28 protein-coding genes are annotated in these 22,879 nt (G+C 74.7%); 11 read left to right on the forward strand and 17 right to left on the reverse strand.

Translation table 11 applies throughout. The features are described from left to right. Positions 1-167: 167 nt before the first annotated feature. From ACZ4WZ_RS23320 to ACZ4WZ_RS23350, 7 genes are all read right to left on the reverse strand, one after another. A complete protein-coding gene (locus ACZ4WZ_RS23320) occupies positions 168-1,244 on the reverse strand; it encodes a DUF8094 domain-containing protein (RefSeq protein WP_467893073.1) in 1,077 nt (358 codons plus the stop codon). 145 nt (positions 1,245-1,389) lie between these two features. Further along, positions 1,390-1,953 carry a GNAT family N-acetyltransferase gene (locus ACZ4WZ_RS23325; protein WP_467893075.1) on the reverse strand — a complete coding sequence of 188 codons (564 nt, stop codon included), beginning with the start codon at positions 1,951-1,953 and terminating at the stop codon, positions 1,390-1,392. A gap of 178 nt (positions 1,954-2,131) precedes the next feature. Continuing rightward, positions 2,132-2,569, reverse strand: a complete 438-nt coding sequence (locus ACZ4WZ_RS23330) for an ankyrin repeat domain-containing protein (protein ID WP_467893077.1) — start codon at positions 2,567-2,569, stop codon at positions 2,132-2,134. Between the two features lie 11 nt (positions 2,570-2,580). Beyond that, positions 2,581-3,039: an STAS domain-containing protein gene (locus tag ACZ4WZ_RS23335; protein WP_467893178.1), complete on the reverse strand. Its 459-nt coding sequence runs from the start codon at positions 3,037-3,039 to the stop codon at positions 2,581-2,583. Positions 3,040-3,131: 92 nt separating this feature from the next. Beyond that, positions 3,132-3,572, reverse strand: a complete 441-nt coding sequence (locus ACZ4WZ_RS23340; RefSeq protein ID WP_467893180.1) for a DUF2267 domain-containing protein — start codon at positions 3,570-3,572, stop codon at positions 3,132-3,134. 59 nt (positions 3,573-3,631) lie between these two features. After that, on the reverse strand, positions 3,632-4,027 hold the full coding sequence (locus ACZ4WZ_RS23345) for a DUF2267 domain-containing protein (protein ID WP_467893079.1): 396 nt from the start codon (positions 4,025-4,027) through the stop codon (positions 3,632-3,634). A gap of 151 nt (positions 4,028-4,178) precedes the next feature. Then, a complete protein-coding gene (locus ACZ4WZ_RS23350; RefSeq protein WP_467893081.1) occupies positions 4,179-4,613 on the reverse strand; it encodes an Hsp20/alpha crystallin family protein in 435 nt (144 codons plus the stop codon). Between the two features lie 102 nt (positions 4,614-4,715). On the opposite strand from ACZ4WZ_RS23350, the gene ACZ4WZ_RS23355 reads away from it, so the two are divergent. The 3 genes from ACZ4WZ_RS23355 to ACZ4WZ_RS23365 all read left to right on the forward strand — a co-directional run bounded on the left by ACZ4WZ_RS23355 (position 4,716) and on the right by ACZ4WZ_RS23365 (position 7,703). After that, on the forward strand, positions 4,716-5,426 hold the full coding sequence (locus ACZ4WZ_RS23355; protein ID WP_467893083.1) for a type III effector protein: 711 nt from the start codon (positions 4,716-4,718) through the stop codon (positions 5,424-5,426). A 238-nt stretch (positions 5,427-5,664) separates the two neighbouring features. Next, the gene (locus ACZ4WZ_RS23360; RefSeq protein WP_467893085.1) at positions 5,665-5,940 is read left to right on the forward strand and encodes an isoamylase early set domain-containing protein; all 276 of its coding nucleotides are present in this window, start codon (positions 5,665-5,667) and stop codon (positions 5,938-5,940) included. Between the two features lie 377 nt (positions 5,941-6,317). Continuing rightward, entirely contained in the window at positions 6,318-7,703 is a 1,386-nt protein-coding gene (locus ACZ4WZ_RS23365) for a M20/M25/M40 family metallo-hydrolase (protein WP_467893087.1), read from the forward strand. 42 nt (positions 7,704-7,745) lie between these two features. Here the strand turns inward: ACZ4WZ_RS23365 and ACZ4WZ_RS23370 are convergent, their stop codons facing one another. Beyond that, positions 7,746-9,023, reverse strand: a complete 1,278-nt coding sequence (locus tag ACZ4WZ_RS23370) for a preATP grasp domain-containing protein (RefSeq protein WP_467893089.1) — start codon at positions 9,021-9,023, stop codon at positions 7,746-7,748. 227 nt (positions 9,024-9,250) lie between these two features. Here ACZ4WZ_RS23370 and ACZ4WZ_RS23375 point away from each other — a divergent pair, with 227 nt between their 5' ends. Further along, positions 9,251-9,421, forward strand: coding sequence for a hypothetical protein (locus tag ACZ4WZ_RS23375; protein WP_467893187.1), 171 nt, complete (start codon positions 9,251-9,253; stop codon positions 9,419-9,421). 28 nt (positions 9,422-9,449) lie between these two features. After that, entirely contained in the window at positions 9,450-9,803 is a 354-nt protein-coding gene (locus ACZ4WZ_RS23380; protein ID WP_467893091.1) for a UBP-type zinc finger domain-containing protein, read from the forward strand. Positions 9,804-10,161: 358 nt separating this feature from the next. On the opposite strand, the gene ACZ4WZ_RS23385 is transcribed toward ACZ4WZ_RS23380, so the two are convergent. Next, positions 10,162-10,656, reverse strand: coding sequence for a cupin domain-containing protein (locus ACZ4WZ_RS23385; protein WP_467893092.1), 495 nt, complete (start codon positions 10,654-10,656; stop codon positions 10,162-10,164). A gap of 143 nt (positions 10,657-10,799) precedes the next feature. Between ACZ4WZ_RS23385 and ACZ4WZ_RS23390 the strand changes: the two genes are divergently transcribed. Next, positions 10,800-11,693, forward strand: coding sequence for a LysR family transcriptional regulator (locus tag ACZ4WZ_RS23390; RefSeq protein ID WP_467893093.1), 894 nt, complete (start codon positions 10,800-10,802; stop codon positions 11,691-11,693). Positions 11,694-11,701: 8 nt separating this feature from the next. Here ACZ4WZ_RS23390 and ACZ4WZ_RS23395 read toward each other — a convergent pair whose 3' ends face one another. After that, positions 11,702-12,391, reverse strand: a complete 690-nt coding sequence (locus ACZ4WZ_RS23395; RefSeq protein ID WP_467893095.1) for a VanZ family protein — start codon at positions 12,389-12,391, stop codon at positions 11,702-11,704. A 252-nt stretch (positions 12,392-12,643) separates the two neighbouring features. Here ACZ4WZ_RS23395 and ACZ4WZ_RS23400 point away from each other — a divergent pair, with 252 nt between their 5' ends. Then, positions 12,644-13,033, forward strand: a complete 390-nt coding sequence (locus ACZ4WZ_RS23400) for a hypothetical protein (RefSeq protein WP_467893096.1) — start codon at positions 12,644-12,646, stop codon at positions 13,031-13,033. Here the strand turns inward: ACZ4WZ_RS23400 and ACZ4WZ_RS23405 are convergent. The 4 genes from ACZ4WZ_RS23405 to ACZ4WZ_RS23420 are packed head-to-tail and all read right to left on the reverse strand — an operon-like array spanning position 12,999 to position 16,702. Continuing rightward, positions 12,999-13,601 (reverse strand): GTP-binding protein, encoded by a 603-nt coding sequence (locus tag ACZ4WZ_RS23405; protein ID WP_467893098.1) that lies wholly within the window; start codon positions 13,599-13,601, stop codon positions 12,999-13,001. The genes ACZ4WZ_RS23400 and ACZ4WZ_RS23405 overlap by 35 nt on opposite strands. Next, a complete protein-coding gene (locus ACZ4WZ_RS23410) occupies positions 13,588-13,959 on the reverse strand; it encodes a DUF742 domain-containing protein (RefSeq protein ID WP_467893100.1) in 372 nt (123 codons plus the stop codon). The genes ACZ4WZ_RS23405 and ACZ4WZ_RS23410 overlap by 14 nt, the downstream gene beginning before the upstream one ends. Next, complete coding sequence (locus ACZ4WZ_RS23415) at positions 13,959-14,363, reverse strand: roadblock/LC7 domain-containing protein (RefSeq protein ID WP_388940587.1); 405 nt, start codon at positions 14,361-14,363, stop codon at positions 13,959-13,961. Before ACZ4WZ_RS23415 ends, ACZ4WZ_RS23410 begins: the two co-directional genes overlap by 1 nt. Further along, positions 14,360-16,702, reverse strand: a complete 2,343-nt coding sequence (locus tag ACZ4WZ_RS23420; RefSeq protein WP_467893102.1) for a sensor histidine kinase — start codon at positions 16,700-16,702, stop codon at positions 14,360-14,362. The genes ACZ4WZ_RS23415 and ACZ4WZ_RS23420 overlap by 4 nt, the downstream gene beginning before the upstream one ends. Before the next feature lie 245 nt (positions 16,703-16,947). Between ACZ4WZ_RS23420 and ACZ4WZ_RS23425 the strand changes: the two genes are divergently transcribed. After that, positions 16,948-17,979, forward strand: coding sequence for a sulfotransferase (locus ACZ4WZ_RS23425; RefSeq protein WP_467893104.1), 1,032 nt, complete (start codon positions 16,948-16,950; stop codon positions 17,977-17,979). A gap of 27 nt (positions 17,980-18,006) precedes the next feature. Here ACZ4WZ_RS23425 and ACZ4WZ_RS23430 read toward each other — a convergent pair whose 3' ends face one another. The 3 genes from ACZ4WZ_RS23430 to ACZ4WZ_RS23440 form a co-directional block, all read right to left on the reverse strand. Further along, positions 18,007-18,510, reverse strand: a complete 504-nt coding sequence (locus ACZ4WZ_RS23430) for a metallophosphoesterase family protein (RefSeq protein ID WP_467893105.1) — start codon at positions 18,508-18,510, stop codon at positions 18,007-18,009. 189 nt (positions 18,511-18,699) lie between these two features. Further along, positions 18,700-19,305, reverse strand: a complete 606-nt coding sequence (locus ACZ4WZ_RS23435; protein WP_467893107.1) for a TIGR03086 family metal-binding protein — start codon at positions 19,303-19,305, stop codon at positions 18,700-18,702. Between the two features lie 132 nt (positions 19,306-19,437). Further along, positions 19,438-20,547: a GlxA family transcriptional regulator gene (locus tag ACZ4WZ_RS23440; protein WP_467893109.1), complete on the reverse strand. Its 1,110-nt coding sequence runs from the start codon at positions 20,545-20,547 to the stop codon at positions 19,438-19,440. Positions 20,548-20,686: 139 nt separating this feature from the next. Between ACZ4WZ_RS23440 and ACZ4WZ_RS23445 the strand changes: the two genes are divergently transcribed. The 3 genes from ACZ4WZ_RS23445 to infA all read left to right on the forward strand — a co-directional run bounded on the left by ACZ4WZ_RS23445 (position 20,687) and on the right by infA (position 22,792). After that, positions 20,687-21,565, forward strand: coding sequence for a dienelactone hydrolase family protein (locus ACZ4WZ_RS23445; RefSeq protein ID WP_467893110.1), 879 nt, complete (start codon positions 20,687-20,689; stop codon positions 21,563-21,565). Positions 21,566-21,714: 149 nt separating this feature from the next. Next, positions 21,715-22,479 (forward strand): GNAT family N-acetyltransferase, encoded by a 765-nt coding sequence (locus ACZ4WZ_RS23450; protein WP_467893111.1) that lies wholly within the window; start codon positions 21,715-21,717, stop codon positions 22,477-22,479. Between the two features lie 88 nt (positions 22,480-22,567). After that, the gene (gene infA / locus ACZ4WZ_RS23455) at positions 22,568-22,792 is read left to right on the forward strand and encodes a translation initiation factor IF-1 (RefSeq protein ID WP_467893112.1); all 225 of its coding nucleotides are present in this window, start codon (positions 22,568-22,570) and stop codon (positions 22,790-22,792) included. Positions 22,793-22,879: the final 87 nt, after the last annotated feature.

Here is a 22,879-nt window from a genome sequence, read left to right on the forward strand (position 1 = left end):
GAAACGATCACCGGACGGCGGGGCCGCGGCAAGCCAGCGAAGCGGGGGACGCTGCCCGAGTGGCTCCCGGAGGCCGTGGCGACCCCGTGCCGCTCGCGTCGAGGGCCGGCGGCATCGCGTCCCCGTACTCTCAGTTGCTCGAGCAGGGAGCGCCCGGCAGCCGCCGGTCAGCCGGTGTACTTCGTGCCCTCGAAGGAGTACGGCAGGTTCGACTCGGCCGCGACGGACACCTCGCCCGAGGCGCCCGCCGACACCTTCAGCACGGTCAGGGCCATGATCCGCTGGGTGTACGAGGCCCAGGGGATCCCCGTCGTACCGGCCCAGCCGCTGCTGCTGAAGGTCGTCGACCGCCCCGGGCCCAGCTCCGTGTACACCTTGCTGACGGCGGTGCAGGCCACGAGCGCCCCGCCGTCCGTCGTGCGCCAGACGGGGCCGTGCGGGGTGCGGTTGACGTCGATGCCGAAGTCGGCCTTGGCGCCCTTCCCGAGCGACTTGCGCAGGCCCTCCAGCCCTTCGGCGGAGGCCGTCTTCCGCTCGGTGACGTCCTGGCTCCACTTCACGCCGCCCGTACCGGCGTCGGTGTGCAAGTAGTCGCCGTACAGCCCGCAGACCTTCGAGGGGTCGGCGCCGAGACCCGTCGTGTCCCCGCCGGTGACCGCCCGGCCATCGGGCCCGACGGCTATCGGGGGAAGGTCCGTCGGCTCGGGAGCGCGGGCGACGAACGCCGCGAGCCAGGGCGCGCCGGCCCGTTGCTGGTGGAACAGCGACCAGCGCAGCACGGCCTTCTTCCCGGCGTCGCCGACGGTGTGGCCCTGGACCTCGTGGGCGCCCAGGATCCACCGGTCGCTGCCGTCGTCCTTGCCAGTGGTCCACGTGTGCACCGCGGGGTCCGTCTTCGGAGCGTCGGCGGGTCGCGGCCCCCGGTCGGTGCCGTACTTCTTGCCGGTCTCCACGACGGCGAGCTGCTGCTCCAGCAGCGGGCCCTCGGTGACGCCCTTCCAGTACTCGGCGTCGAAGTTGTCGGCCTCGACCTTCAGGGTGAGGTCCTTGACCACGCCCCGTGCCTCCTCCGCCGAGAGCGGGGGTGCCGTGACGGGGGCCGTCGGGCTGCTCGTCGCGGGGCCGGCAGCGGGTTTCGCCGGCGCTCCGGCGCTCGGCTTCGCGGCCTGCCCGCCGCAGCCGGCCGTGGCGGCGAGTGCGAGCAGGGCGGCCAGGGCGGCGGGTACGGGTGCGGAGCGTCTCATCGGAATCCCCCTCGGGAACGGTGCAAAGGCCCCTGATCATGCACGATGCCTCCGAGGGCCGCCGCACCGCCCACCCGTGATGTCACCGCCGGGCCCCTGAGGGGGCCGGCGGCGGTCTGCCTGGACCGCCGCCGGACCCCACGGCTCACCGCTGACGGTGCTCCGGCGTCGAGGTCATCCGGTAGCGGGCCTGCTCGCCACCGTCCTCGGCGCGCGCGGTCTCGTACCGTTCGAAGCCGGCCTTCTCCAGGACGCGGACGGAGGCCGGGTTCGACGGTTCCACGGAGGCAGCCACCGTGTGCACGCCGGGCGCGGCCAGGGCGTGCACGGCGAGCGCCCGGGTGGCTTCGGTGGCGTAGCCCCGTCCCCGGCGGGAGGGGACCACGCCGTACCCGAGCTCCAGGACGCCCTCGTCCGGCGGCCAGAACAGGCCGATCGAGCCCACCACGAGGCCACTGTGCCGTTCGGCGATCAGCCGGTGGCCGTACGTGCCGAGCCAGTCGGGGTGGTCGCCCAGGAGCCCCGCGATGACGCGGTCGCCGTCGGCGGGGAAGTCCTCGGCCCAGTCGGCCGGCCGGGAGCCGGCCTGAGCCTCCGCGCCGGCGCCGGCGCCGGTGAGGACGGCGGCGACGGTCTCGGGCGTCCAGCCGCGGAGCACCAGCCGCTCGGTGGTCAGATCGGTGAGGTCGTTCGAAGGTGCGTGACGCACGGTTGTCTCCAGGTCGTTCGGAACGACCGGACCGCGTCGCGTCGGCGCACGGTCCGGAAAAGGGCATGCCGAGAAAGGCCGTCGACGGCCATATTCATCAACCTCCCTGTTACCGGTCTGTGTTGGCGCGCGTCCCGCGTGCCGGGAAGACCGTAGCAGGCTCCCGCGCCGTCACCCCTTACGGGCGTTGAGCCGCTGCGTGCGGGTGGGCTCCTGCGGCGAGGAGTACGTCGACCGTCTCCTGGTACGGTCCCGTCAGCGCCCAGCCGAGTGGGGTACGGCCCGTGCCGTGGTCCTCCCGAAGGTTCGGGTCGGCGCCCTGGGCGAGCAGTTCGCGCACCGTGTCGGTGTGGCCCCAGCACGCGGCGGCGCACAAGGGGGTCCCCTCGGCGCCGCGTCCGCTTTCGGTGTTCGGGGAGGCACCGGCCGCCAGGAGGTGGCGGACGGTGTCGAGAGACCCGTGAACGGACGCCGCGTACAAAGGAGTAGTGCCCTCCGCATTGGCCGTCTCCGGGTCGGCGCCGGCCCGCAGGAGTGCTCCGACCCGGGCGGTCCGCCCGAACATCGAAGCTTCGACGAGTTGCCTTGACAGTTTCTTCTGCCGTCTTCGGTTCACAGTGGCCCAGACTAGTCAGCCCTGCCGGGCGCCGGGGTGGCGCTGCCCGGGCCCGGGTCGGGGCGGGCCGCTTCGGCGCCGGCCGTGCGGTGGGAGGTCGCGGTGTTCCCGAGGGTCCGGCGTAGCAGCCGTGTCGGTGCGGCGCCGGTGACCGCGGTGCGGCCGGTGGAGGGGAGGAGCCCGTCGGCGAGGTCGAGGAGGAGGCGGGGCTGGTGCTGCCAGTCGTAGGCGAAGAACGCGATTCCGTGGTCGTGGAGACGGCCGGCGAGCTCGAGGAGGCCGTGCAGGCCCGTGATGTCGAGGAAGTCGAGGCCGCGCATGTCGCAGGCGACGACGGCCGGCGTGTCGTCCTCCAGGCCGGCGACCGTCTCCTGGAGGGCGGGCCAGGTGTCCATGTCGAGCTCGCCCGCCAGGGTCAGGTGCACGGTGGGTCCGTAGCGTCGCACGGTGACCCGGAAGCCGCGGTCCATGGCGCTCACCTCGCCGCCTTCGTGCAGTCGGTGCTGTGTCCGGGAGTACGTGTCCGTCCGTCGCCACCGGGACCGTACCGGCCGGCCGTTCGTCAGGCCGCCTGGCTGCGGCGGAGTTCGGCCTGGCCGAAGAGGAGGGCCCATCCCTCCGGCAGGCGGTCGATGAGGCGGTTCAGGAGGGTGGGGCCGGCGAGGCGGGCCACGACGGTCAGGACGGCGCCGGTCTCCCAGCGGGCGACGGCGGGGGTGCGGCCGGTCCGGGTCGCGAGGTCCTTGACGAAGTTCCAGCCCGTGAGCGGGGCGGCCTGCGGGAGGTGCGCGCGGAGGGCCACCGCGGCCTCGAGCGGGAGACACCGCGCGAGGTCATCGCGTTCCTCCCCGGCGAGCTGCCGGCCGAGGGCTGTCATGACCCGCTGTACGGCTTCCGCGGCGCGTTCCGTGGTGGGGTAGGCGCCGTCGTATCGGACCTGCTCCAGCATCTGCTCGTAGGTCGTGCCGAGCGTCTGCGAGGAGAGTACGGGCTGGTCGAGCACGGTTGTCACGCCTTTCTCGTGTGCGGGTCGGGGTGGGCTGGTGGCCGCGCGGCCCGCGGTCAGGCGGGCTGCGGGCGGCCGAAGAGGGTGTCGTACCCGGCCGGGAGCTGGAACAGGATGCGTCGGGTGAGCTCCTCGCCCGCGGCGTCGGCGACGACGCTGAGGACGGCGGAGACGTCCCAGGTCGCGGTGGCCTGGGACGCGCCCTCGATCCATGCCGCCGTGGCACGGACGAAGCGTTCCGGGCTGAGGGGCTCCGCCGCGGGGAGCGGGTTGAGCAGGATCAGGGCGTAGGCCTCGGGCAGACGCGCGGCGAGTTCGCTGCGTTCCGCCCCGAGGAGGTGGGCGCCGAGCAGGGCCAGTACCACGCGGGCCGCTCGGTCCGCCTCCTGGCGGGTGTTGTATTCACCGCGTTCCTGGACGTGGTCGAGGAACGCGTCCCATCGCAGGGTCATCGCCTGGGACCTCCACGGAAACGGTCTGTGGATCCGGGGGTGGGAGGGGGCGAAGGACGGGTGCCGAGGGGGAGGGAAGGATGGTCCCGTCCTTCGCCGGCTCCGGGGGACGGCCGGTGCCTGCCGGTCGGGCAGGGAGCGTCCTGGGGGGTCAGCCGCTGATCTGCTTGCGGCCGCCGTCCGCCTTGATGCTGATCTTGCGGGGCTTGGCGCGCTCGGCGATCGGGATGCGCAGGGTCAGGACACCCGCGTCGTAGTCGGCGGCGATGTGCTCGGTGTCGAGGGTGTCGGCGAGCACGATCTGCCGGGAGAAGACGCCCAGGGGCCGCTCGGACAGCTCCATCTGTACGTCGTCCGACTTCACGGCGGGCCGGCGCTCGGCCTTCACGGTCAGCATGTTCCGCTCGACGTCGATGTCGATCGCATCGGGGCTCACGCCGGGGAGGTCGAAGGCGATGACGTACTCCTCGCCTTCGCGGTAGGCGTCCATCGGCATCACGGACGGCTTCGACCAGGTCCCGGACGTACCCGACAGCTGCTGGACGATCCGATCCATCTCGCGGAACGGGTCAGTGCGCATCAACATCGCGAAACACCTCCAGTCGGTTCAGGCAGGAACTGCCAATGCGCTTCCATCTCCCCCTGTTGTAGCATGTCATCGGAACGATGACAACAACAGTGTCATCCGATGGACGACAACAGGCTGGAGTGCTCCATGTCCCCCTCTGGTGAAGACGCCCAGGCCAGCCCGCCCGCCCCCCGAAGGCCGGCTCCGGCCTCCTTCTGGGCCGCCGCGAGCGCTTTGGAAGCCATCCGGACGGCGATCCACGAGGTGCACACCTCCGAGGCCGACGGCGCCCTCGACCCGGCGGACGGCCCGGGGCGCGCCCTGGACTCCCTCCGGCTCCTGCGCGAGACGCGCGAGGAGCTCGCCGGATGGGAAAGCGTGCTGATCGAGACCGCCCGGGCGGCCGGCGCCAGCTGGGCCGACCTCGCCGGCCCGCTCGGCGTGGCCAGCAGGCAGGCAGCCGAACGCCGCTACCTGCGGCTTCGCCCCGGGGCCGCCGACACCACCGGGGACCAGCGCGTCCAGGCCGTCCGCGACCGGCGCGCCGCCGACCGCACCGTCACCACCTGGGCACGGGAGAACGCGAGCACGCTGCGGCAGCTGGCCGGGCAGATCATCGGGCTGACCGACCTGCCCGCCGGCTCGCACGGCAGGATCGACGAGCTCAACAAGGCCCTCGCACACCATGACGCGGCCCGCCTGGTGGAACCGCTGTCCGCCACCCAGGACGATCTGCACGGCGCACACGGCGATCTCGCCCGGCGCGTCGAAGCCGTCAAGGACCACACCCGCCGGCTGCGCAGCCACAGCAACAGGCGACGCGGCGTCTGAACACCTGACGGCCGCCAGGACCGGTCAGCCCGTCGGGAAGGGCCACGGACCGGCCGCCTCACGGAGGGCGGAGGCCGCTCGCGCCGTGACGGCCGGGGGTGCCCCGCCGGCGCCGCACCGGCAGGCGACTGCCCGGGTGACGTCGACACCGTCGGCGGCCCTGTCCGCGCACTCCCGGTGGGCGTCGGGGCGAGGATGCACGGGCGCATTCCCCCTCACTTCGCCGCTGGAGACTCCTGTGCTCGAACGCAAACAGGTCAAGGGCCGCACCCAGGTCACCTTCGTCCTCCCCGCCCACACTCCCGACGGGCCGGTCAGCGTGGTCGGCGACTTCAACCACTGGAACCCCGCCGCCCACCCCCTCGAGCCCCGTGGCGACGGCACCCGCGCCGCCACCGTCGCGCTCCCCCGCCACAGTACGCACTCCTTCCGCTACCTCGCCGCCGGCGACTACTGGTTCAACGACGAGACGGCCGACAGCCACGACGGCCCGAACAGCCGCCTCCACACCTGAACGCTCCGGAACACCGACGGCCGCGCCGCCCTCGGTGGCCGTGCCCGTGACGGGCGGGCCGGCCGCGCGTGATGTCCCGTACGGCCGTGCGGCGGTCGGGACAGGCGGCACGGTCCGCAAGCCCCGTACGCAAGGGCCCCGACCAGCCGGGGGGGGGTGGGCTGGCCGGGGCGGGCCCCGGCCGGCGGGGGGGATGCCGACCGGGGGCACAGCGGGCAGGGCCACAGGAGCGACCGCTTCGCAGCGACCACCTTGACCCCAGCCCCTCGATCCTCGCAGGAAACCACCCGCCAGGCCCGCCGGACACGCACGGCCGCCGGCACCGCCCCGGCGAACCGCGGGAGGTTGCGCGGCGGCGGGCGGGGCAGGCGTCGGTCATGAGCCGTGACCTGCGAGGGCCGGGGCCAGTACCGGGGCCGGAGGCCCTCGCGGCCCTGGCGGAGTGGGTCGCCGTCGAGTCGGTCTCCTCGGAGCCCGACCGCGCGGCCCGGGTACGCCTTTCCGCCCGCTGGCTGGTGGACGCGCTGCACGGGGCGGGCTGGCCCCGGGCGGAGGTGTGGGAGACCGACGGGCTGCCGGCCGTGTACGGGTGTTGGCCTGCGGCGGATCCCGGCGCCCCGGTGCTGCTGGTCTACAGCCACCACGACGTTCACCCCGCCGATCCGTCCGAGTGGCGGGTGACCGCGCCGTTCACCCCCCTGCTCCGTGCGGGCCGGCTGTACGGGCGCGGCGCCTCCGACGCCAAGGGCCAGGTCATGTGCCACCTGTGGGCCCTGCGCGCCCACCTGGCTCAACGGCCGGCACCTGCCGTGACCGTGAAGTACCTGGTCGAAGGGGAGGAGGAGACCGGCTCCGGGCACCTGGCCCAGCTGCTGTCCGAGCACGCCGGCGACCTCGCCGCCGATGTGGTCATGGTCTCCGACACCATGCTCTGGTCGCTCGACGAGCCGGCCGTCTGCACCCTGGTCCGCGGCTCCGTCACCGCCTCCCTCACCGTCCGGGGCGCCCGGCGGGACCTCCACAGCGGCGCCTTCTCCGGCGCGGCCGCGAACCCGGTCTTCGAACTGTGCAGGCTGCTGGACCTGCTCCGCGACGGCCGCGGCCGCGTCGGGCTGCCCGGGTTCTACGACGCCGTGTCGGATCCCGGACCGGCCCTGCGCGCCTCGCTGGACACCCTGCCCTTCCGCCTGTCCGACTGGCTCGCCGAGACGGGCACGTTCCGGGCCGACGGCGAGGCCGGGTTCGGGGTGCCGCGGCGCCTGTGGACGCGGCCCTCGGTGGAGGTCGCCCGCCTCACGACCGGCGGGGGCGGTGTCCCCTCGCTCGGGCTGATCCCGGCGGAGGCCGCTGCCGACGTCCTGCTCCGGCTGGTCCCCGGCCAGCGGGCCGAGGAGGTGGCGGGGCAGCTGCGTACCTGGCTGGACGGGAACCGGCAGCCGGACTTCCACTACGGTCTCGACATCTCCCCGACCATCTCCGACCCCTACGCCACACCTGAGGACCATCCCGCGCTCGGGGCGCTCCTGCGGGCGGTGGGCGGTGCGTACGGCTCCCCGGCGCGGCGGATCGGCAACGGCGGCGCCGCCCCCGCCGCGCAGCTGTCGCGCGCCTGTGACGCTCCGGTGCTCTTCTTCGGGACGGGGCTGCCCGGGGACCACTGGCACGGCCCGGACGAGCGGGTCGAGGTGCGGGCGCTCGAGCTGGGGGTCCGGGCGCTGGCCGGGTTCTTCGACGGGCTCGCGTCCTTGCCCCGGCCGTGGTGACGGGCTCCCGGGCACAGCGGTGACGGGCTTCCGGGCGGGCGGTCACCATGCCGCGTGCAGGTCCTCCTCGTACCGGGCCAGCCGGCCGTGGCCCTCGGCGATCACCGCGTACCGCCAGCGGAGGCCGTCCTTCGGCGCGCCCGCATAGAGCACGACTCCCCCGGCCTGCTCCGGGTCGTAGGCGAGACGGTGGGATCGGAGCCGGTCCAGGGCCTCGGCGAAGCCGTACGGACGGCTCGCGCGGACGGTGCCCGTCGCCCAGGCCGGTGCTCCGGTCCCGGCCAGGCGGGCGAGGCGGGTCGCCATGACGTGCGGGGTGGTGGTGGCGGTACGGCGGACGTTGCTCTCCCCGGCGAAGAGTTCACCGTCGGCGGACACCATGGCGTCCAGGCTGAAGGGGCCCGCGTATCCGTGCCGCGCGAGACGGTCGCCGAGTGCCCGGCCCCATGCCTCCAGCGCGGGCCGCACCGCGGGAGGGACGGAGGCGGGCAGTGGTGAGACGTAGCCCGTGAACGAACCGGCCGCCGTGCGCATCTCGCCGCTGAACACCGGGCGTGACCCGTGCGCGCCCGTCTCCATCTGGATGCTCACCGACCGCGCGACGTCGATCCGCTCCTCGACCACCCACAGCCCCTGCTCCCCGCCGACCGCGGCGAGGTCGGCGGCCGTCCAGGTCCCGGCGGGGGCCGGGAGGAAGAGCAGGCCGTGGCCTCCGGCGGACCGGTCCGGTTTGACGACGACCCGCCCGTGCGAGCGCAGCAGCCCGGCCACGGCTCCGGCCACGCCGTCCCGGCGGCACACCCGGCCGTCCGGCAGCCGCATGCCGAGGTCCCGCGCCGCCCGGCGGAAACCGGCCTTGGTGTTGAGCAGGGCCGTCACCTCCAGCGCGGCCTCGGCCGCCTCGATGCCGGCGTACGGGGCGACGGGCACCCCCAGGGCACGCGCGAGGGCCACCGCCGAGCCGTCCAGCGCGGTGGGAAGGACCCCTTCCACCGGCCGCCCGCCGGCCGCCGCGCGCACCGCGGCGGCGTCTTCGGCCCGCGTCCGGGCCTCGGTGAGCACCGTCACCGATCCGCGGGGCACGGCCGTCAGGTCACAGGCGTAACGGAGGAACTCCTCCGCGACCGGTACGGGGGACAGCAGTACGTCGCCCTCGCGCAGGGTCCACACCTCGCGCGGCGCCTGCTCCGCCCAGGCACGCAACACCTCCCGTTCGGCCGGGTCGACGGCTAGGTCCGACACGAGGTTCGCGTACACGACCAGCGGGCCGGATCCGGTCATGTCCGCGCCGGCGCCGGGGACGTCCGCGTGTTCGGTCATGATCCCTCCCGGGGCGGTTCGACGGGGACGGCGGCGACACTCCCGTACGCCGGCTGCACCCCGCCGCCTACCCCGTGTGCCGGGACGCACCGTCCGCGCGAGGTGCCGGGGCTGCCGGGGCGGGCCGTCCTGGAGCGGTCCCGGCCGGTCGAACATACGATGGGCTGGAACCGGCGCGTACGGCGGCTCGCCGTGCCGCCTCCCGGAGCGCTCGGGGTGGAGACCGTATGGCGCAGCCCGTCGAGACCGCGCGGCCCGTCATCCTGACCGTGGACGACGACCCGGGCGCCTCCCGTGCCGTCGCGCGTGGCCTGCGCCGCCGCTACGGCTCCGGTCACCGGATCGCCAGGTCGAATCCGTCCCCGGCGACACCCGTTTCCAGGTGCTGCTGCCGCTGACCGCACCCGACACCCCCGAGGAGACCGCATGACCGGGATCGACGGAATCGACCCTGCCGTCCCGCCCTCCGGCACCGGCTGCGTCGAATGCCAGGCGGTGGACGGCTGGTGGTTCCATCTGCGCCGCTGCGCCCAGTGCGGGCACATCGGCTGCTGCGACTCCTCGCCTGCGCAGCACGCCACGGCCCACTGGAAGGCCACCGGCCATCCCCTGGTGCAGAGCTTCGAACCGGGCGAGGACTGGTTCTGGAACTTCGCCACGGACTCCCTGTACGAGGGCGGGCCCGCGCTGGCCCCGCCGACGGAACACCCGCCGACCCAGCCGGTCCCCGGTCCGGCCGACCGTCTCCCTCCGGACTGGACGAGGCGGCTCCACCGCTGACGGGCCGGGGGGGGCGGGAAGGCGGGGTGAGGGACGGTCGTCGTCCCGCCGACGGGCCCGGGGACCGCTGGGGGGCCAGTGGGCGCCGGGGGCTTGGGCCGGGCCGGGTCCGCGGGGAGGCATGGACGCGGCCGCGGGCCGTGCCTGCGGCGGGACGACGGAGCGGTGCCGTCTCGGCGGCCCGCAGGCGGCGGCCCCGGGAGGGGGGCCGCCTGCGGTCGCCAGCCGCGGTGGTCGCCGGTCTGGCGAGACGTGCCGCCGTCACGGACGCGTGTGTCCCCGATTCCCGGGCCCAAACCCCTGTCCGGGGCGACGAGTTCGGCCCGGCGGCGGGGAACGGCCCCGGGCGGCTCCCTGGTCACCCCGCGGGTGTTCCGGCCTGTCGGTCGTGCCGAGCGGCGGCGAAGTGCACGTCGTACTGGTCCTGCCCGTCCAGCAGCACCTCGAAGGGCTCCTCACCCCGCCGCACCCGCCCCAGCGCCCGGAAGTAGCCGAAGCGGTCGGTGCCCGGCGTCAGGAGCACCAGCAGCTCCGCCCCCTGCCCCGGGGCGGCGCCGAAGGCGTGCACGGTGCCGGGCGGGACCACCACGAGGCTGCCCTCCGGCACGGTCTCGGCGCGTTCGGCGTCGGCGCCGTCCAGCAGGAAACGCGCGGCGCCGCCCATGACGAAGAACACCTCCGTCGAGCGGCTGTGGTGATGGGGGCCGGCGCCCTCGGCTCCGGCGGGCAGGGTCAGCCGGTTGACGCCCAGGGCGCCCCCGGTGTCGGAGGCGTCGGCGAGCAACCGGAAGCCGCCCCCGCCGGGCAGTGCGATGTGCTCGGCCTCCTCGGGCCGTACGACGAACGGGTTCACGGTCGCTCCTCCTCGAACAGGACGGGTGGGGTGGTCGCCCCATTCGACCGCGGGAACAAGCGGCGGACCAGAGCCGGTTGACGATCACGGCCATCTCGGATCGGGATGGCCGCGGAGCAGCGGGCGTCACGCCGGGGGTGAAGGTGGAACTGCGACAACTGGGGTACTTCGTCGCGGTGGCCGAGACGGGCGGCTTCGGCCGGGCCGCCGACAGCCTGGGCATCGTCCAGTCCGCCGTCAGCACGCAGGTGGCACGCCTGGAACGGCAGCTCGGGGTGGTGCTCTTCGACCGGGGCGCGCGGCGCACCGTCCTGACGGGTGCGGGCGAGGCCCTGCTGCCTCAGGCCCGGGCCGTGCTCGAGGCGGCCGGCCGTACGCGGGCACTGGCCGCCCGCATCGCCGACGGAACCGCCGGCCTGTTGCGGCTGGGTGCCGTACGCGGCCCGGGCGAGCGCACCAACCGGTTGCTCCACCGCCTCGCGGACGGCACGGGCTCCTTCCGCGTCGCCCTGCGCCACCTCCCGGCGGCGGAACGGCTGCGGTGCCTGCGCGACGGCGAACTCGACGCCGCGTTCGTACGCGGTGAGCCGGCCGCCCCTCCCGGCATCACCCTGCTGGAGGCCTGGCGGGACCCGTTGTACGCGGCCCTGCCGGCCGGGGACCCGCTGGCCGCCCGCCGTGTCCTGGACCTGGGCGACCTGGCGGGACTACCGCTGCGGCTGGTGGAGCGGCCGGCGAACCCGCCGTTCCACGACCTGGTCACCGGGATGCTGCGGGCGGCCGGGATCCAGCGGCCTGCGCCGGGGCCCCGCTTCACCACGCTGCCCGAGACCCTTGCCTCCATCGCCTCGGCCGCCGAGCCCTCCTGGACGGTGTTCTACGAGGTGACCGGCCTGCCCGACTTCCCCGGGGTCACGGTGCGGCCCCTCGCGGGGCCCGGGGTGACCACCTGGCTGGCGGTCCCGGAAGGCCCGCCCGCGCCGGCGCTGCGGGGACTGCTCGCGGCGCTGGCCGAGCAGGCCCCGCCGCCGGCGTAGGGCCGGCGTCAACCGCGGTCGTCACGCCGGCCGGGGTGCGGCGCGGAACCGGGGGCCGGGGCGGGGGCGGCCCGGCGGCGGGTCAGGCGGTGCCACCAGTGGTGGCGGCGCGGGTGTACGGCCCGGCCCATCCGGCGGCCCAGGAGGAGATAACCCAGCAGTGCGCCCGCGGTGTTGAGGAGGAGGTCGTCCACGTCGAAGGCGCGGCCGGTGACCAGGGCGCCCTGGATGAGTTCCACGAGGGTCATCACGACGGCCGTCACCGCCGCCACCCTCAGCAGCCCGCGCGCCTGGGGAAGGAGCACCGGGAGCAGCACCCCGAAGGGAACGCCCAGCAGGACGTTCCCGCCGAGCTGCTCGGCGGCCTCCCTGAAGGACGCGCCGTCGAGGTACGGGCCGATCGAGGCGCCCGGGCGGGTGTTGCTGTGCGCGATCCCGGCCGAGGCCGCCGAGGGCTCCAGGGTGATGTGCGCCAGGGCCAGGCTGAACAGGACGGTCCCGGCGAAGGCGGCCAGCATCGCGAGGGCCCGTAACACCGGGCGGGCGGGGGGCCGGAGCGGGGGAACGGTCTCCCCCGCCCCCGCCGCCCGCTCCACCCGCTCCACCTGTTCGGCCCGTTCGGCCCTGTGCTCCGCCCGTTCCGGTCGCTGCCTCCGCTTCGGCCGGCGCAACGCGGCGAGCCTTGCGCGTACGTCCATGGACCGCTCCCTCCTCCGTGACCCGCTCCTGCCGTGCAGGCCCGTGTACCCCGGTGCGGGGTGCCGACGCGGGTACAGGGGTGCCCGTCAGCCGCGGGGCCGGCCGGGGTGGGGGTGGGCCGGCGCGGCGGAGTGGGCGCCGCGCAGCAGGGCGTCGAAGTCCGCTCATGTTGGCCGAAACCCGGGCTCCCTGGCACCTGCCGCCCTGACCTAGCCTGCGGACCGGACCGGGCCGATATCGAGGGGACGCACGTGACGTGGGAGCCGCAGGCGCACGGGCAGGACGGGGCGGACGCCGGCCTCGACACGGTGGTCTGGGGTCGTTGCCGCGCGGGGACCGGCTGGTTCTGGATGGCCCGCCACACCGCGTGGGACGGCATCGTACGGCGCACCGCGCACGGGTGGAGCCGGAAACAGGACGACGCGCTGCGCGCGGGGGCGGCCGCGGCCCGGGACCTGGCGGCCGGCACCCGCGCGCAGGTGTTCCTGCGGCACCGGGCCGCCGAGTGCGCGTTGCAGGTGCTGCTGGAGGACGGCGGCGCCCCGGCCGACCGGGATCCGGCGTGCGCACGGCTCGCCGCGTCGCCCGCCGCCGCCCGGTGCCCCGTCAGGTGGCGGCCGGGGCCGCCGCCCGGGAGATGACCACGTCGAGCAGGGCGAGCAGCGAGTCGCGGGCCTCCCTGCGGGACCGGGCGTCCAGCAGGAGGACGGGGGTGGCGGGGTCCCTCAGGTGCAGTGCGGCGGCGATCTCCGCGGGGGTGTACGGCTGTTCGCCGTGGAAGCAGTTCGCGCCGACGACGAACGGCAGCCCCCGGCTCTCGAAGAAGTCGATCGCCGGGAAGCCCCGGTCCAGGCGCCGGGTGTCGACGAGCACGAGTGCCCCGAGGGCCCCGTGGAGCAGGTCGTCCCACATGAACCAGAACCGCTCCTGGCCGGGCGTGCCGAACAGGTAGAGGACGACTCCGGCGTCGGCGAGGGTGATCCGGCCGAAGTCCATCGCGACGGTGGTCAGTGTTTTGGACTCGATGCCCTCGAGGTCGTCCACGCCGACTCCCGCGCTCGTGAGGCGTTCCTCCGTACGCAGCGGCTCGATCTCGGAGACCGATTCGACCAGGGTCGTCTTGCCGACTCCGAATCCACCGGCGATGAGGATCTTGACGGGGGACGCCCCTGGGGTGGCGAAAGCGTCGGGAGTGTCATATCCGGGCAAGGTTGTCCCTGATTTTCATGAGCAGGTGGACGTTGGTGGTTTCGGCGCCCTCCAGCGGCGGCCGATGGTGGACCAGCCCGCGGTCCACGAGCTCGCCCAGGAGGAGCGTCATCGGGGTGAGGCGCATGTGCATGCGGGCGGCGATCTCGGCGACCGCCAGTCCGCCCGGCCGCGCGCACATGGTGAGGACGGCCCGCCATTCGGTGGCCAGTCCGGTGTGGGCGTCGTCCGCCGCGACCGCCGCCACGATGGTGGTGTCCATGGTGAGGGCGGTCTGCGGGGCGGCGTACGTGCGGCCGTCGGTCAGCGCGTACAGCCGTGTCCGGCGGGGTCTTCGGCGCTGCGGCTCCTCGGGCATTACGCGGTCGGCGGGGACGTGCGCTCGGGGGTTCCCAGCCACTCGCCGAGCGCCTGGGCGGTCCGTACGGCCTCGCCGCCCAGTTCTCCGAGCCGTGCCTTGCGGGAGGTCACCACGATGAGCGTGCTGCCTTCTCCGCATCCGACGACGCAGAGGTACCGGTCGTCCATCTCCACCAGCTGCCGGATGACCCGGCCGCCGTCGATCTCCCTGGATATCGCCTTCATGGTGGCGGCTATGCCGGAGGACGCGGCCGCGATGCGCTCGGCCCGGTCCCGGTCCAGCAGGTAGGCGCTGAGCTTGATCCCGTCGTTGGAGAGGAGCACGGCTCCTTCGATGCCGGCGATCCTGCTCAGGTTGTTGTCCAGGATGCCGTAGATCATCTCACTGGCTGTCGTCGTCATGGCTGATCCGCTCCGAGCTCTGCTTCCACTTTCCTGGTCCCCTCTTCGTAGTCCGCCCAGGCGTCGGCCACCTCTTCGGGTGTCGCCGTGTCCCGGCCGGCGTCGGGCTCCGGGGCGCGGGGCCCTCGGAGCTGCCGGGTGAGATGGGTCTGCGGGACGCGCTCGGGCAGGGCGGGCCGGGCGTCGGCCGGCCCTGCGGAGCGGGCGGGCCGCGGGGGTACGGGCACCGGAGCCGGGGCCGGCGGGGCGCCGGCGTCCGGCGCGGGCTCGCGCACCGGGAGGCGCACGGGGGCGGGCACGGCGGCCGGCGCGGGGTGCCGCTCGGGCAGCGGTGCGGGCTCCCCCGGTGCGGGGGCGTGCCCGTGCCGCTCGTCCCCCTGGGCGGTGGGCGCCAGCAGAGCGCTCGGCAGGATCACCACGGCCGCGGTCCCCCCGTACACCGAGCGCCGCAGCGTGACCCGGGCCTGGAGCTGGTCGGCCAGGTGGCCGACGACGAAGAGGCCGAGCCGGTGCGCGTTCTCGGCGAGGACGGAGTACGGCGGTGCCGAGTGCAGGCGCTCGTTCATGGCCTCGTAACCGGCCGGCGAGACGCGTGGCCCGCGGTCCTCGATCTCGACGGAGAGTCCGTCCGCCACGAGTTCGGCGCGGACCACCACCTTCGACCGCGGCGGCGAGAACCTGGTCGCGTTGTCCAGGAGCTCCGCCAGCAGGTGGCTGATCTGGCTGATCGCGTGCGGCCGCACGCTCGCCTCGTCCAGCGCCTGCCGTTCGATCCGACGGAAGTCCTCCACCTCCGCGGCGGCCTCGCGCAGCAGGTCGGCGACGCGCATGGGCTCGGTGTGCGGGTCGGGGACCTCGCCGCCGGCGAGGATGAGCAGGTTCTCGATCTGGCGCCGCATCCCCACCGTCAGCTGGTCGGACCGCATCAACTGGGCCAGGAGCGCCTCGTCGTGGCCGAAGGTGTCCTGGATGTCCTCGGTCAGGCTCAGCTGCCTGCTGACGAGGTTCCCGGCGCGCGCGGCGATGCCGGAGGCGAACAGTCCGAAGCCATGGCGTTCGGCGGCGAGTTGCCGGTGTCCGTCGACCGACACGGCGACCACCCGGGCGAAGGCGTCGGCGATCTGCCCGACCTCGTCCTCGCGCCCGCGCACCGCCGGCAGCGCCTGCGTGCCGACGGCTTCTCCGCGCTGGAGCCGGGCCACCACATCGGGCAGCGTCTCCTCGGCGATGGCGACCGTACGGGTGTGCAGACGGCTGAGGCGCCGCAGGACGGACCGCGTGGTGAGGACGACGACCGCGGTGACGAGCAGCAGGGTGGTGCCGCTGGCACCGACCAGCCAGTAGACCTCGGTCTCCAGCGCGGAGGCCTTCGCGTCGGCGCGGGCGAGCACGCTCCGGGCCCGGTCCGTGTTGAGTTCGGCCAGCCGCGGTGCGAACGCGTGGTGTGCGGCGGGCCAGTCGCCGACGTCGGCGGGCAGCTTCGCGCCGGTCGCGGTGTCCTTGTGGTTGGCGATGACCGCGTTCTCGACGCGGAGCTTGGTCTGCCAGGCCTCTGAGGCGGTGAGCTGGTTGAACGAGGCGAGTTCGGCGGGCGGGAGGTACGGCACGATCCAGGTGTCGTACAGGTACCGGTGGGTGCCGACGGCGTTGAGGAAGTCGGAGAAGCCGGTGGCCGCCAGCTCACGGGAGGGGCCGGCCAGCGCGAGGGCGCTGTCCTCGCGCGCGACCATCTCGGTGGCGGAGAACAGGGCGACGGCGGGCCTGCTCTCCTGGGCGAGTTCGGCGTCCTCGGCGTGGCTGAATTCCTCCTGGTAGGCGCGGATGATGTCGTCGATCACACCGGTGTAATAGCCGACCGCCTGCTCGGCACTGCCGTTGTGGGCGTCTACGCGTTTGCGGTACGAGGTCAGGAGGTCGAGCCGCCCGGTCACGGTGGCGAGGTGCTCCTCGCCCGGCCCGGACCGCTGCGCCGCGTCCTCGCCGGCGCCGCCCGAGAGCCGTCGCAGCTCCGCCGCGGCCCGGTCCGTCGCGGCCCGCCTCTCCCGCAGGGCGTCATCGGCCACGGAAGAGCCCGCCCAGCGCGCCGCCGTCACCGCGCGCTCGGCCTGCAGCTCGGTCATCAGCCTGACCAGCGGCATTCCGGTCCGCTGGCCGGCCTTCACGTCGGCGCGCAGGTGCTCCGACTGGGCCAGCAGCCGCTGGGCGGTCACGGTGACCTGGGCACCCATCGCCACGGTCGGTACGACGGCCATGCAGACCAGCAGCGTGCGCAGGCGTACGGTGCGGCGGCGCCGGACGGGCGGCGGGCTCGGTGGTCCTTCGGGTGCCATCGCAGACATCGGTCCTCGGGAGCGGCGGAGAGGGGGACGGGCCTGAACGGGGGCGTGCGGGAACTGCCTGCACGGCCCTGCGGGGTGAGGATGCCGATCATATCCAGCCAGTCCGAATAAACGGAGACCTTACTTCCAAGCCTTTGCGTGGTAAGAGCGCGGGCAGCGGCGTTCGCGGTCGTGGCATCGGGTGACGGCCCCGGGGGAAGGCTGGTCGCGATCGGTACGGGTCGTCTCCGGAGGAGCGTGGTGGCATGCGCGGTCTGACGTTTGTCGTGGGTACGGGCCGCAGTGGGTCGACCGCGCTGTCGGGCATCGTCAACACGCACCCGGATGTGCTCAGCCTGAACGAGCTGCTGTCGTCCGTGCAGAGCCGGGGCTTCCCCGAAGGCGTCCTCACCGGTGGCGAGTTCTGGCGGCTGCTGGCCGACCCGAATCCGCTGTTCGAGCGGATGATCCGCAGCGGGGTGCCGATGCCGGAGTTCCTCTACACGCGCCGTCCCGGACGCTTCGCGACCGGGACCACCGGTATCCCCGCGCTGTCGCTGATGGTGCTCCCGCACCTGACCGACGACCCGGACGGCCTGTTCGACGAGCTGGAGAAGGAAGTGCGCGGCTGGCCGGGCCGCACCGCCGCCGGCCACTACGAGGCACTGTTCGGCCTGCTGTGCGCCCGGACCGGGGCCACGGCGGTGGTGGAGCGGTCGGGCTATTCGTCGGACCGGGTTCCGCTGTTGCGCCGGGTCTTCCCGCGGGCCCGCTTCGTCCACCTGTTCAGGGACGGGCCCGACTGCGCGCTGTCCATGAGCAGGCACACGGGCTACCGGCTGATCTTCCTGCTGCGGGAGATCCTCGCCCGGACGGGGGCCGCTCGCGTGGAGGACCTGACGGAGGAGCAGGTCCGCTCCCTGCCGCCCGAGCTGTCGCAGCTGCTGGCCGAGCGTTTCGACTCCGCGTTGGTGCTGGGCCGCGAGCTGCCGTCGGCGGGGTTCGCGGCGCTGTGGTCCGAGATCGTCGTACGGGGCGTGGCGCACCTCGGCGAAGTGCCCGCGTCCCTGCGGACCACGCTCGCCTACGAGGACCTCCTCGACCGGCCCCGCGAGGAGCTCACGCGGCTGGCCCGCTTCATCGGCGTCGAGCCGCTCCCCCAGTGGCTCGACGCGGGCGCGGCCCGGCTGGACGCCGGCCGGCGGGGCGCCTCGCTGGGCCTGCCTCCGGCTGAACTCGCGGCCCTGCGGGAGGGTTGCGCTCCGGGCACGCGCGCGCTGGAGGGCAGTCGGGGGTAGCGGGTACGGGCGTGGCCGGCCGCCGTGTCAGGGCCGGGCGGGCAGGCGGTGGAGGACGACGTCGCGCAGCGTCCCGTCCTCGGCGGTGAGGGTCAGGAAGGTGTGGTGCGGCTGGCGTCGGCGGTCGGTCGGCGAGCCGGGGTTGAGCAGGCGGAGCCCGCCCGGGGCCGTGGAGTCCCACGGGATGTGGCTGTGGCCGAACACCAGGACGTCGGCGTCGGGGAAGCGGGCGGCGCAGCGCCGCTCGCGCCCGGTCGCCGGGCCGGTCTCGTGGACGACCGCGAAGCGCAGCCCGCCGAGCTCCGCGCGGGCGATCTCGGGGAGCCTGGCGCGCAGCGCGGGGCCGTCGTTGTTGCCGTGGACGGCGATCAGGCGGCGCGACCTCGACTCCAGCAGGTCGAGGGTGGCTTCGTCGGTCCAGTCCCCGGCGTGGATCACCGCGTCGGCGTCGTCGACGGCTGTCAGCAGGGCCTCGGGCAGGCGTTTGGCCCGCGCCGGTACGTGCGTGTCCGAGGTCAGCAGGAGCCTCACGCGCCCACGGTACGCGCCGCACCGGCCCGGCGCGCACCTCGTCGGCGCGGCCGTGCGGGTGGTTCGGCCGGCCCGGAGCCGAACCGCGAGCCCTGACCGCCGCGCCGTGGGCGCGTACGGGGAATCCCCCTCGCCGCGGCAGGCCCTGTGGGCCGGTGGCACCCGTGGGCCGGCGTGCCCGCGGGGCGGTCAGGACCGCGGTGACGGTGGCGCCCAGCCCGGGTCACGTCCGCTCAGGCCGATCGTCCGGTCCAGCAGCGGCGCGTCGTCCGGGACGGCCACGACCGGGCCGAAGATGCCGTCGCCGCGGTCGTCCTCCTGAGCGGCCGCCAGCAGGAAGGCGTGCGAGGCCCGCAGCGCGGACGGGTCGGGGGCGTACTCCCGGCCGGTGGCCCGGGCCAGGTCCCAGCCGTGGACGACCAGTTCGTCGACCGCCACGGCGGCCGCGACGGCACCGGGCAGGTCCACGCCGCCCGCGCGGGTCATCCCGGTCCACGCGGCGGGGTCCCGCCACGCCCGCGCCAGTTCGTCCAGATCCCTCGGCAGCCGCTCGCGCCAGTCGGCGGGCAGCCCGGGCGCGGAGGCGTCCGGGGGCGTGTCGGTCGTCGGACCGAGGTCCTTGCGGGCGGCGTCGCGGAAGGCCACGGCCAGGCCCGCGAGGTGGCCCAGCAGGTCCCTGACCGCGTACTCGGGGCACGGGGTGGGGCCGGTGAGCCGGGGCTCGGGGACGCCGGTGACGAGACGGGCCACGACGGCCGCCTGCGGTCCGAGATCGAGCATCTCCGTGCCGGTCATCCTGCGCTCCCTCCGGAACGATCACGTGTGAAGGGTAGACCCGCGCCCGGGCCGCGGCTCATCGGACATGCCCGCGCACCGCGGGCTTCCGCGCGGCCGGCGGGTCGCGCAGGGCGGCCGCGTCCACGCGGATCACGGCCCGTCGAGTACGTCACCCGGGACGCCGCCGTCCGGGGCCGGGGCCGGGGCGGAGGCCGGGTCCGTACGGCGGAAAGCGGCCCGGTAGGTGCTCGGACGGTGGCCGGTGTGGCGGGCGAAGAGGGCGGCGAAGGTACCGGCGTCCTGGTAGCCGACGGCCGCGGCCACGGCGGCGACGGTACGGTCGGTGGTCTCCAGGAGACGGCGGGCGCGGCGGACCCGGGAGGCCTGCAGATGGGCCAGCGGGGTGCGTCCGGTCTCCGCGGAGAAGCGGCGCAGCAGGGTGCGGGTGCTGACGCGGAAGGCGTCCGCGAGCGCGGTGAGGTCGTAGGGCTGGGCCAGGTTCTGGTCGAGCCGGCGCATGACCCGCTGGGAGAACTCCCGCCCCGGCTGCGGCAGGAGGCCAGGGTCGACGTACGGGGTCTGGGAGGTCCGCGCGTCGCCGAGGAGCGCCACCCGGGCGGTCGTGCGGGCCACCCGGGGGCCGTCGTGCCGGCGGATCAGGTCCAGCGCGAAGTCGTACATGGCGCTGAAGGCGGCCGTGGTCGTCACGCCCGTGTCGGTGACGACCAGCAGTTCGGGCCGCACGTCGGCGGCCGGGCAGCGCCTGGCCAGTTCGCCGGCGTGCAGCCAGGAGGTGGTGGCCCGGCGCCGGTCGAGGAGCCCTGCCTCGGCGAGCAGGAACGCGCCGACGCAGAGGGAGACGACGGCCGTGCCGGCGGCGGCCCGCGTCCGGATCGCCGCGACCTCGGGGGCGAGCCCGGCGAGCCGCGCGTCGAGGTCCGCGTCCGGGGGCAGTTCGAACCCGGGCACCACGAGGACGTCGACCTCGCGCAGGGGGCGCACGTCCAGGCTCGCGCCGCCCGAGGCGGTGACCCGGCGGCGGGGCGAGACGACCGACACCCGGTAGCCGGGCGCCTCCGGTCCGGCGACGTGCCCGGCCATGGTCAACAGGTCGGGGACACCGAACACTTCGGACGCGAAGCAGCCCGGGTACGCCAGGACCCCCACCCGCAGCGCGACGTCCTGTCCCCCGCCGTCCCGCGGCTGCCTCGGCGCGCCCGGCGCCCCTCGGTCCTGCGGCCGCCGCCCCGTCTGCGCCATTCGTTCCGTCCCTCCGGTGTACACGGCCCCGCGCCGACGGCCGCCTACCGCTCGCCTCCCGCGCGCGTGGCGAGATTACCCCCGGCCCCGGCGATCCCGCCCCTCCCCGGCGGCCCGGTCCGGGGGCGAGCCTGGCCCCATGAGCGACGACGATCCGATCAGCGACTTCACCCGCCGGGGCGTGGCCGTGGAGGGGGTGGAGAAGACGGTGTACGTGGCCGGGGCGGGGCCCGGCGTCGTGGTACTGCCCGAGATGCCGGGGATCAGCCCCGACGTCCTGCGGCTCGCGCGCTGGGTGCGGGACGCGGGCTTCACCGTCCACGTCCCCTCCCTGTTCGGCACGGACGGTGCCTTTCCCACGGTCGAGGGCGGCCGGGAGGTCGTCCGCCGCGCCTGTGTCAGTGCGGAGTTCCGTGCCTTCGCCGGGGGCGGCACCAGCCCGGTGACGGCGTGGCTGCGTGGCCTGGCGCGCCGGGCGCACGCCGCGTGCGGCGGGCCGGGGGTGGGCGCCATCGGGCTGTGCTTCACCGGCAACTTCGCCCTCACCATGGCCCTGGAGCCGGCGGTGATCGCCCCGGTGGTCAACCACCCGTCGCTGCCGCTCGACGACCCCGGCGGCCTCGAACTCGACGCGGCGGACGCGCTCGCGGTGCGCGACCGGCTCCACCGCGACGGGCTCACGGTCCTCGCCCACCGCTTCGCGGGCGACCGCTGGTGCACGGGGCAGCGCTTCGCCGCCTACCGTGCGCTGCTCGGCGACTCCTTCGACGGACGCGTCCTCCCGGACACCGCCGCCAACCCCGCCCCGCCGCCCTTCTTCGCCGACCTGGTCGGCACCCCGCACAGCGTCGTCACCGCCCATCTCGTCGACCAGGCCGGCCACCCCACGGTCCGGGCCCGCGACGAGATCCTGGCGTTCCTCACCGACCGCCTGTACCCGCAGGGCAGAACGCTCCCGCCGTCCTCCGGCCGGCCCGGGACCGGAAAACCGATAGGCGGGTCGTCGCCGGTTGACTAGTGTGGGGCGCACCGTGACAGGACGTGAGGAGGTGACACCCGTGAAGGCTGTATCGAAGTGGGTGCTCCCACCTTCCGTCACGGTGTACGACTGACTCAGGTGTCGTCGGGAGCGCCTCCGCAACCAGGCACTCCTGAAAGGCGACACCTATGAACTCAGTGATGGTCGACCGGGTGACCGAGTCCCAGTGGCGGGCGGTGGCCGACGGTCGGACCGTGGGCCACGGCGATGTCTCGCGGCGGCCCGACGGGCGGCTCTTCGTCAGCATCGACGTATGGCAGGACGCCGCCTTCGGCCGGCTCGCCGCCGCGATGCTGGAGGACCTGCCGGCCCCTCTCCACACGCTGGTCGGCGAAGCCGACCCCGGCCTGCGGTCCCGCTGGGAGCGGGCGGGCTTCACTGCCGCACGCCGCGAGTGGGAGTACGTCGTGTCCACCGATCCGCGCGAAACGGGGCTCGACGCCCTGCGGGCACCTGACGGTGTGACGATCCTGCCCGGTGAGGAAGCGGACGAAGGTCTGCTGGTGGCGCTGGACCTCGCGATCCGCGAGGAGGTCGAGGCAGGCGTCGGATGGCGGACCATGCCGGCCGAGGTGCTGCCGCTCTCGGCCGGGCCGGTGCCCCTGGACCCGTCGAGGTTCACGGTGGCGGTCCGCGACGGCGCGTACGTGGGGTTGGTGCGGGTTGCCCCGGTTCCCCGCCGGGCGCGGATCGGACTCGTCGCGGTGCGGGCCGGTCAGCGACGCCGGGGCGTCGGCCGGGCCCTGCTGACGCACGCGCTGGGCTCGTTGCACCGCGCCGGGACCGGCTCGGCCTGGGCCGAGGCCGACGCGTCCAACACCGCCGCGCTCGCGCTGCTCGAGCGCGTCGGTGCCCGGCGGACCAGCGGCATCGTGGAGTTGGTGCGCGACTGACGTCATGCCGGCGCCCACCGGCCCCACATCCACCTCCACATCCAGATTCAGATTCAGATTCACATCCCGATCCGAGGAAAGAGGGACATTGGCTCGAACGTCCAAAGGCCTGGAAGTCGAGGGCACCGTCATGGAGTGCCTGCGCAACGCCACCTTCAAGGTGGAGCTGCAGAACGGGCACCAGGTGCTCGCGCACATCAGCGGGAAGATCCGGAAGAACTACATCAGGATCCTCCCCTTCGACCGGGTGCTCGTCGAAGTCAGCACGTATGACCTGACCCGCGGCAGGATCCTGTACCGGTACCGGACCTGAGCGGCGTGGGGGGGGGGGGGGGGGGGGATGGGGGGGGGGGGGGGGGGGGGGGGGGGGGGGGGGGGGGGGGGGGGGGGCACGGTTCGC

It is taken from the genome of Streptomyces sp. NPDC029122 (genome assembly GCF_055569445.1).